Here is a 234-nt window from a genome sequence, read left to right as displayed (position 1 = left end):
ACTTGGTTCCCATGCGAATGAGGTCCTGAACGCCATTAGGCCCTTCATGAACAAGCACGTCCACCGCTTCCGGGGAACATAGGCCTGCGCCTGCAATCAGAGTGTCCTGCATATGATATTCCGGTGAGTCCTCGTCCGAGATAACGGCTGCTATGCCGCCCTGTGCATAACGGGTATTACTATCCAAGAGCGACTTCTTCGTAATCATTAGAACTTTCTTCGTTTCACTAGCGC

The 234-nt window shown here is 51.7% G+C and carries 1 protein-coding gene; it reads right to left on the bottom strand.

The window, feature by feature from the left end:
- Nucleotides 1-234: FAD-binding protein (locus KVT27_RS26225; RefSeq protein ID WP_217582338.1), on the bottom strand; the 234-nt coding region annotated here is incomplete at both ends.

The sequence above is a fragment of the Lysinibacillus sp. GbtcB16 genome (genome assembly GCF_019091145.1).
Taxonomy (GTDB): domain Bacteria; phylum Bacillota; class Bacilli; order Bacillales_A; family Planococcaceae; genus Lysinibacillus; species Lysinibacillus fusiformis.
Note: the sequence above shows the minus strand (reverse complement) of the source record. Positions and strands in the feature narration are given on the sequence as shown.